Origin of the sequence: Xenorhabdus sp. Sc-CR9, assembly GCF_963897815.1 — a bacterium.
GTDB lineage: Bacteria > Pseudomonadota > Gammaproteobacteria > Enterobacterales > Enterobacteriaceae > Xenorhabdus.
Map to the genome: position 1 here is coordinate 1 of NZ_CAWQTY010000071.1, position 1,173 is coordinate 1,173.

The 1,173-nt window shown below is 47.6% G+C and carries 1 protein-coding gene; it reads right to left on the reverse strand.

Features of this window, described 5'->3' with window-relative positions; all coding sequences use genetic code 11:
* Positions 1-72: 72 nt before the first annotated feature.
* On the reverse strand, positions 73-852 hold the full coding sequence (locus AACQ81_RS03645; RefSeq protein WP_237388479.1) for a DUF4123 domain-containing protein: 780 nt from the start codon (positions 850-852) through the stop codon (positions 73-75).
* Positions 853-1,173 lie beyond the last annotated feature (321 nt).

Sequence of the window (1,173 nt, forward strand, 5' to 3'; positions counted from 1 at the left end):
AATGCAATCCGTTGGTTGTAACTGACTCATTCTTTTCTTCCTTAATTCATTATAGGTAGTAGAAAATTAACCTTAAATATTTTTATCAATTACAGCTTGTTGATTATCAGTAATAAAGCGTTCAACAGTCAGTTTATTCAGGTTCTGTTTTTCATCTCTTGCCTGTTTCAGCCATACCACAAGGCTATGCTGCAATTGCCCTTCCGGTTCATCCAGTGTCAGCGCCAATTCGGAGTTTTCCTCCCAAAGCTGACAACTTAAGGAGTAGGCCAAATTCTTGAGGGCGGTATCGGTTGAGTAACGGGCTTCAATCAGGTGATCACCCAGCACAAATAAATTCTTTGTTAATACCTGAGGGCAGTTTTCCGGCCGGTAATAGCAAACCGGTTCGGGCGTATCGATCATCAGCTCATTGACCGAAGTTAAGAGTTCACGCCAGTCACCGGGCTGTAGGGCGGGTAGCAAAGGTGTGAAAATGCGGTTATCCATCAGACGCAAAACCACCACCTGCCCGCGCAGTAAAACCTGCTGATGTAAACGCCAGTGCTCTAACTGAAATGACCACGGTAACGTACTGCGATAGCCCCACCCCCAACTGGCATCGCTGAATTCGTGTTTATCCAGCAGTAAAGCCAGTTCCGGCAGGCACTTGGTTTTGGGTTGAATCAACCACGGACTTTGTTCCAACATGGCATTCATCGGCGTACCGCTGTAGAGCGGAAACGCCTGTTCTGTCCAGCCATTAAGGTAAAAGGTCTGAACCGGGTTCGGTTCCGCCAGACTATTGACCAGAAAATAACACTCCCCTCTGTCCTGATGTGACAGCCAGCTTTTCCAATTAGTCGATTCCATTATGCTTCCTCTGCTCCGGTGATAACCCAGTTTTCCTCTTGCTGTGCGAGGATGGCACAAGGTGGTTTAGCCGAAAATTCAGTTACCGGGAGTGCTTCCGCCATCGGAAGTTGCCCTACTTGTGCGAGCGGTTCTACCCCTTCCGGCAGTTGCAGTGAAACTCCACTCCCACTGCCTGCGGAACCCTGCCCGACTGTAGTAGTACATTAAATCCGGACACCTCAAAAGCCTGCTAATGTTATTAACATGACAATGAGGTATGACAATGAAATTGAAACCGACCAAACGCCACTATTCCGTTGAATTTAAGCTGGAAGCGGT